The sequence below is a fragment of the Mycetocola sp. genome, from assembly GCF_025464835.1.
Classification (GTDB): domain Bacteria; phylum Actinomycetota; class Actinomycetes; order Actinomycetales; family Microbacteriaceae; genus Mycetocola_A.
This window is the reverse complement of sequence record NZ_JAODMP010000093.1, coordinates 1-7,089: the sequence shown is the minus strand read 5'-3', so window position 1 is coordinate 7,089 and position 7,089 is coordinate 1. Positions and strand designations below refer to the sequence as shown.

At 65.8% G+C, this 7,089-nt stretch carries 5 protein-coding genes and 1 pseudogene; 4 read left to right on the top strand and 2 right to left on the bottom strand.

Annotated elements, in window-relative coordinates; genetic code table 11:
• On the top strand, window positions 1-938 hold a 938-nt coding region (locus JWP90_RS11535), incomplete at its 5' end, for an endonuclease domain-containing protein (RefSeq protein ID WP_297364168.1).
• A gap of 330 nt (window positions 939-1,268) precedes the next feature.
• Here JWP90_RS11535 and trpS read toward each other — a convergent pair.
• Both trpS and JWP90_RS11525 read right to left on the bottom strand, forming a co-directional pair.
• Complete coding sequence (trpS, locus tag JWP90_RS11530; RefSeq protein WP_297364166.1) at window positions 1,269-2,270, bottom strand: tryptophan--tRNA ligase; 1,002 nt, start codon at window positions 2,268-2,270, stop codon at window positions 1,269-1,271.
• 92 nt (window positions 2,271-2,362) lie between these two features.
• On the bottom strand, window positions 2,363-3,214 hold the full coding sequence (locus tag JWP90_RS11525) for an exodeoxyribonuclease III (RefSeq protein ID WP_297364163.1): 852 nt from the start codon (window positions 3,212-3,214) through the stop codon (window positions 2,363-2,365).
• 191 nt (window positions 3,215-3,405) lie between these two features.
• Between JWP90_RS11525 and JWP90_RS11520 the strand changes: the two genes are divergently transcribed.
• From JWP90_RS11520 to JWP90_RS11510, 3 genes and pseudogenes are all read left to right on the top strand, one after another.
• Complete coding sequence (locus JWP90_RS11520; RefSeq protein ID WP_297364160.1) at window positions 3,406-4,509, top strand: FHA domain-containing protein; 1,104 nt, start codon at window positions 3,406-3,408, stop codon at window positions 4,507-4,509.
• A 95-nt stretch (window positions 4,510-4,604) separates the two neighbouring features.
• Entirely contained in the window at window positions 4,605-6,029 is a 1,425-nt protein-coding gene (locus tag JWP90_RS11515) for a serine/threonine-protein kinase (protein ID WP_297364157.1), read from the top strand.
• Window positions 6,026-7,089: pseudogene (locus JWP90_RS11510) on the top strand (fibronectin type III domain-containing protein); the annotation flags it as partial. The gene JWP90_RS11515 and the pseudogene JWP90_RS11510, both read left to right, overlap by 4 nt.

The following is a 7,089-nucleotide window of genomic DNA, read 5'->3' as shown; positions in this document are numbered from 1 at the left end:
GCGCTGTCTTCGGGACGGCGGCAGCGCGTGGAGGCCATCCTCGCCGGATGAGCTACCTGCAGATCTTCGAACGAACCGGAACACTTATCGCGAGCCGTGACGAGCTCCTCGCCGCCGGCGCACACGGCCGAATCTTGACCAGGGATGTACGCGATGAGCGCCTGATCCGGATCTATCGCGATCACTACGCGCTCCCCGGCACCCCGGAGCACGTCCTCCGCGCGGTCAGGGTCGGCGGCAAACTCGCTTGCGTCTCAGCACTCGCCCTTCGACAAGTCTTCGTTTTCAAGCCCCATCCAGGACACATCCACCTTCGACGCGGTGCGTCGCGACTGCGCAGCCCCGATGACCGGTATCTGCGGCTGGCGACGGTGAACCGCGGCGGCATGGAGTTGCACTGGCAACCTCTTCTCTGCCCAGCAGATGCGTCCGCCCACGCCGTCGGAGCTATCGATTCCGTGGCCCAGGCGATGCGCTGCCAGCTACCGCGAATGGCCGTCGCTACCCTAGACAGCGCACTCAACAAGCGACTGATCGGCCCGGAAGACGTGGAACTGATCTTCGCTTCCCTCCCCAAACGATTTCAGGCGATTCAGTCGCTCAGCGATGGGAGGGCAGAAGCCGGCTCCGAGACAATTCTGCGTCTTCTCGTGCGCACGATCGGTCTGCATTATGACATCCAGGTCGTTATCGACGGTGTGGGGAGAGTCGACATGCTGATCGAAGGTCGCCTCGTGGTCGAAGTGGACAGCCGGGCCCATCACTCGGCGTTGGATCGGTATGTCGCAGACCGCACCCGAGACACCACGCTCGCAGCTCTGGGCTACATGTCGCTCCGGCTGCTCTACGAGGACATCATGTACCGACCCGAAAGAGTTCTCGCCGCGATCCTTGGGCTCCTGCGGTCCCAGAACCACTTCTGCACCGTTCTCGGGTGAGGTGACTGACGCGGTGCGCTGGAGCGCACAGCTCCGCCTACTGGATGCTCGGGCCTTCCGGCGCCCGGATCGGCGGCGGCAGTACGGTGTGGCATCAGCGGATTGGCGGAGTTGTGCGCGCCCGGCACGCCAACCCCACCGGCGCAGCAGGGGGAGGCGGTCCGGCCTTGTGCGCACAGCTCCGCCTCTCGGGGTGCCCGGGGCATCGGACGCCCGGATCGGCGGCGGCGGTACGGTGTGGCATCAGCGGATTGGCGGAGTTGTGCGCACCCGGCACGCCAACGCCACCGGCGCAGCAGGGGGAGGCGGCCCGGCGTTGTGCGCACCGCGCTAACGGCGCAGAAGACCGACCCGTTCATAGGCGACAGCCAGGGTTTCCTCGGCCGCTTCATTCGCCCTCGCGGCGTTGATCGCGAGCAGGCGGTCAAGTTCTGCCGGGTCGTCGAGCAACTCGAGGGTGCGGGCCCTGACCGGCTCGAACACACCGTTCACAGCCTCGACGACACCCTTCTTGAGGTCGCCGTATCCGCGGCCGGAATACTCGTCGACGATCGAGTCGATGGAGCGTCCAGACATGGCTGAGAAGATTGTCAGCAGGTTGGAGATCCCGGGCTTCGCCTCACGGTCGAAACGGATGCTCGCTTCGTCGTCGGTCACAGCACGCATGATCTTCTTCGCGTTGACCTTCGGGTCATCGAGAACCTTGATCAGCCCCGCCTCGCTCTCAGCCGACTTCGACATCTTCGCCTCAGGATGCTGAAGGTCGAAGATCTTCGCCGTCTCCTTGAGGATGACCGGCTCAGGTACGACGAAGGTGTCGCCGAACCGGCTGTTGAACCGGCCGGCCAGGTCACGCGTCAGCTCCAGGTGCTGGCGCTGGTCTTCTCCGACAGGAACGACGTCGGTCTGGTACAGCAGGATGTCGGCAGCCATGAGCACCGGGTATGTGAACAGCCCGACGGTGGTCGAGTCGGCGCCGAATCGCGCCGATTTGTCCTTGAACTGCGTCATCCGGCCGGCTTCACCGAACCCGGTGATGTTGTTGAGCACCCACGACAGCTGGGCGTGCGCCGGGACATGGGATTGCACATACAACGTGCTCTTCGACGGGTCGATCCCTGCAGCGATGTACTGCGCTGCGGTTGCCCGCGTGCGGGCACGCAGCTCGTCCGGGTTCGGTGAACTGGTCAGGGCGTGCAGGTCGACGACGCAGTAATACGCGTCGTACTCCTCCTGCAGCGCGACCCACTGCTGGAGCGCGCCCACGACGTTCCCCAGGTGGAGGGAATCATTCGATGGCTGCATTCCGGAGAACAGGACGGGCTTGGTCATGGGGAGATCCTTCTATGGTTGCCGCGCTCGGGCGACGGAGTGAAGCGGATGTTCGGGGGAGTGCCGGCGGGACGGCCGGCAGAGGACCGGGTTCAGATCGCGTAGTCGACGACGACAGGAGCGTGGTCCGACCATCGCTCGGCATGGCTGGCCGCCCGGTCGACGCGGTAGTCGACGACGGTGCCAGCGAGGGCCGGGGTCGCGACGTGGTAGTCGAGGCGCCAGCCTGTGTCGTTGTCGAAGGCCCGCCCGCGCTGGGACCACCAGGTGTACGGACCGTCGACCTCTCCTGCCCAGGCACGGCCGACGTCGACCCAGCCGAGGCCCTTTCCGACCGACCCGTCGACACCGGTGACCTGCTCGCCCTTCGCGCCGAAGAAACGGTCGAAGTACGCCCGCTCCTGCGGCAGGAATCCGGCGTTCTTGACGTTGCCCTTCCAGTTTTTGATGTCGAACTCGCGGTGCCCGACGTTGAGGTCTCCGAGCACGACGGCGTACTCGGAGTGCTCGGCGAGTTGTGGCATCCGCTCGCTCATGGCCTCGAGGAAGGTGTATTTCTCCACCTGCTTCGGTGTGTCGACAGCACCCGAGTGCACATATGTGGAGACGACGGTGATGATCGAGCCGTTGACGTCATAGTCGGCCTCGAGCCAGCGCCCGGCACTGTCGAATTCTGCCGCGCCGAGCTCAACCCGGTGGATCGACGCTTTCGCCCTGCTGAGCAGGGCGACACCGGCTCGGCCCTTTGCGGTTGCCGGGTCGTGGAGGATATCCCAATCGGGGCCGAAGAGCTCCTCGAGGTCGCTCGTGGCGGCCCGTACCTCCTGCAGAGCCAGGATGTCGATTCCGGCTCCATCCAGCCAGTCGCCCATCCCCTTGCGGAAGGCAGCGCGAACTCCGTTCGTGTTGACGGAGGCGATGCGGACGGTGGCGGGTGACGACATGAATCCAGCTTAGATCAGGGCGCTGACGGTGCTCGAGGGGCACAAACCTGAAGCGGGTCGCTCAAACGCAGGCCAGGGGGCAGAATAGGTCATAGGCTCATGCGCCCGCTCACCGGGGGGTGGCCTGCACCGTTGTCTCGAGGGGGACCGTGAACACAGCAGAACGGGAACAATCGTCGTATCGCTACGCGATGACGAATACAGGGACGCCCTGGATCTACATCGTCGGAGAGAAACTCCTGGTGGCGCTCCGGACCCCGTCCGAACCGGCGATCGTTGAGCGGCTGTGGTCCCTCGTGACAACCTCAACGACGACCTTCGACGATGCACTCCGGGTCATCCCGAACACGTCAGCGGGCCAGCCGGCGTCCTTCGTCGCCCTGGAACGACCCGGTGGGGACCGAAACACCCTCAAGCTTCTCGTGCACGGGGAGGCGGTCGTCGACGCCAACGCCGGCGGGACCTGGACCCGCATCACGAGCGGCGACAAGCCGTGGCATCGTGACGAGCTGAGCGGCGTGGAAGCCGTCGCGGCGGGAGGGCTGACCGGCGAGCCGGGGGCCGCCGTCTCCGGGGTGTCCTTCCCGCTCGGCTCAGGCGTCATCGTCGCCAACCGCATCGACTGGGTTGCCGATCCGCAATCGACGGCGATTTCAGCGACCCCGGCGGAGGCTGTCGTGCAGAGTGCCCATGCTGTGGCGTCTGCGGATCCACCACCGAGAACTCGGGGCACCTCAGCAGGTTTCCCAGCGCAATCGCATTTCCGCCCATCCCCCGCCGAAACCAACACGATCATCCGGCCCCCAGCGCAGCGGGTCCGGCCCGAGGACGACCCCGCCATGCGCCATGACGGCGAAACGGTGCTGCGTCGCGACATCGCCCCACCGATCCAGGACGAGACGGTCCTTCGCGAGGCTCCCCTCGTCCCCGACGACCCCAAAACCCTCCTCTATGGGTTCCGCATCAACGGCGGCCACGCCTACCCCCTGGATGCCGTCCACTATTTCGGCCGGAACCCGCGCCAGCCCCGCATTCCGCTTCCGGACCCTTCCCGGCTCGTCCCGGTGGTCTCCGGATCGAAGTCGGTCTCCGCCACCCACCTGGAAATCAAGCAGATCGGGAACTCGATCGTCGCCACGGACCTCAAATCGACGAACGGCACGTCGATCATCCCGCCGAACGGCCACTGGCGCCGGCTGCGCCAGGGTGAGTCCGTCGTCGTCGCACCAGGCACGTTCATCGACATCGGCGACGGCAACGTGATCGAAATCTTGCCCCCCTGGCCGGGGGTATAGCCCCATCGGGGCTTTGCTTACACTGGGGAGGTAGGGGACGGAGATCGTCCCGCTTGCGCCTTCCCGTCCACGTCGTTTGAAGGAAGGGAGAAGTCGTGCCTCGCCGCCTGCCATCGCAACCGCCGCAGTTGCCCGGTTTCTCCTTCGTGCGAATTCTCGGTTCCGGTGGGTTCGCCGACGTCTTCCTGTACGAGCAGGACAACCCGAGACGCCAGGTTGCCGTCAAAGTGATGCTCAGCGAATACGTCACCGCGGACGTGCGGCGCATGTTCCAGGCCGAAGCGGACCTGATGGCCCAGTTGAGCGCTCACCCAGCCATTCTCACGGTGTACCAGTCCGGCGTCGCAGCCGACGGCAGGCCTTACCTCGTCATGGAGCTCTGCTCGTCGTCGATCGGTTCCCGGTACCGTGACGAACCACTCGCGGTGTCGGAGGCTCTGCGGATCGGGATCAAGATCGCGAGCGCGACCGAGACGGCCCACCGGGCCGGAGTGCTCCACCGCGACATCAAACCGTCGAACATTCTGATGACCGCGTACGGCAACCCGGTGCTCAGCGACTTCGGAATCGCCGGAACGGTCGGAGAGTTCAACCCGGACGAAACGGTCGGGATGTCCATCCCCTGGTCGGCGCCCGAAGTGCTCCACAGTGAAACCAACGGAACCATCGCGAGTGAAGTCTTCTCGCTCGCCGCCACCATCTATTCGCTCCTTGCCGGCCGCGCGCCGTTCGAGATCCCCAGGCAGAGCAACACGTCCGCTGACCTGATCGCCAGGTCGGCCAGGGGTAAGCCCCAACCGATCGGTCGCGAAGATGTGCCAGACCGGTTGGAGCACGTGCTCGCTCGCTCGATGTCGCGCCGTCCAGAAGCACGTGCGCACTCAGCCATGGAGCTGATCCGCGAATTGCAGGCCATCGAGACGGACCTCGGCCTTCCTCCCACCCAGCCCGATGTCGCGGTCGACGACTGGGCGTTCAACCCGGTTCACGACGCGGACGATCGGACCCGCGTCAACTCCATCCGCACGGTCGAACCGGGTCGTAAGCGCAGGCGTACCCCTGGAGACGCCGCACGGCAGCCCGGATCCACGCGGCTCGTCACCGCCGAGGCCACCCCGCTCAGCGACCGCAGCCCCCTGAACCCCGTTACTCCGTTGGGGCGCCGATTCCTGCTTGCGGTCGTCGCATGCTCAGCCCTCGTTGTGCTGCTCGCCCTGACGACGGTGTTCGTCGTCGTCCGGCTCGCGCCGGGGAACGGCATCCCCACGGTTGCAAACATCACCGCGGAGGTGGGGGCCTCAAGCGTCGAGTTCAGCTGGGCGGACCCCGGCCTGGACCAGGCGGATTCCTACGAAATCCGCCCTCAGGGCGGAACGCCGAGCATTCAGCGCGCTGCCCAGTTCACGATCGACGCCGAGGGCGGGGACCGGGTCTGCATCACCGTGCTCGTGAACCGCGAAGGGAAACTCGGTCCGCCGAGCGCTGAGAAATGCGTCGATATCCCTGAGCGCAGCGGATGACGATCCAGCAGTGGTTCCGCTCCCGGCGTTCCTTTGTTGCCACTCTCACGAGTGGCACAGTGATCTGTGCGCTCATCGCAACGATCGCCATCGTTTCCAGCGGATACCGCGCGCAGCAGTTCGACCTCGGTGACGGCGCTGTCTGGGTGGCCAATCTGGACCGGCAGGCCATCGGCCGAGCCAACACACAGGTCTTCGAACTGAACGCCGGCGTCGAGGCGGACTCCGAAGAGATCGACGTCCTCCAGGAGGGTGAAACCATCCTGCTGCTCGACGCAGGCCTGAGTTCGATCGGCATCATCGATCCGGCGACCACGAGCATCATCGAGAGTGTGCCGCTTCCCCCCGGCGCGAGTGACGTCTGGCTGGCAGGCGGCCGAGTGACGGTTCTCGCGGGGGGTGACATCTGGTTGATCCCGGTCGATGACCTGGACACCTTCGACGCGGAGGCGGAGCCGACACTGTCGTTCGGGCCAGGGGCGATCGGCTCCGTCGCACCGACGGGAGAGCTCTTCGTCTTCTCGCCAGAGGCGTCCGCTCTCTACCGGGTTGCCGCAGACGAGGACACGGCACGTGGAAGCGTGCAGGTCGATCTTGCCGAGGCGGCAGGGGAGTTCCAGTTGAGTTCCATCGGTTCAGACCCGGTGCTGCTCGACGGAGCCAGCCGCCGGCTGATCATCCGTGGCACGTCGATCGAACTGGGCAACGCCGCCGCTCCGGTGCTCTCCCAGCCGTCGGCGGGCGGTTCCGCGGTTCTCGTCGGGGTAGAGGGTGGACTCCTATCCGTTCCGTTGACGGGCGGCAGGCCCAGCCAGGTGCTCAGCGGCGCCGAGGGTGAACCGGTTCGTCCTGTCACGATCGCCGGTTGCGATTATGCGGCCTGGAGCGGAGGGGAGGTGTTCGAAAGGTGCGGGAACGCAACCAGCGAAACCCGGATCGAAGCACCGAGCGGCACAGCTCTGCAATTCCGCGCCAACGGCGACCACGTCGTGCTCAACGACGCTGTGTCCGGAGCCTCGTGGGCCGTGCAGTCCCAGAACCAGCTCATCGACAACTGGGA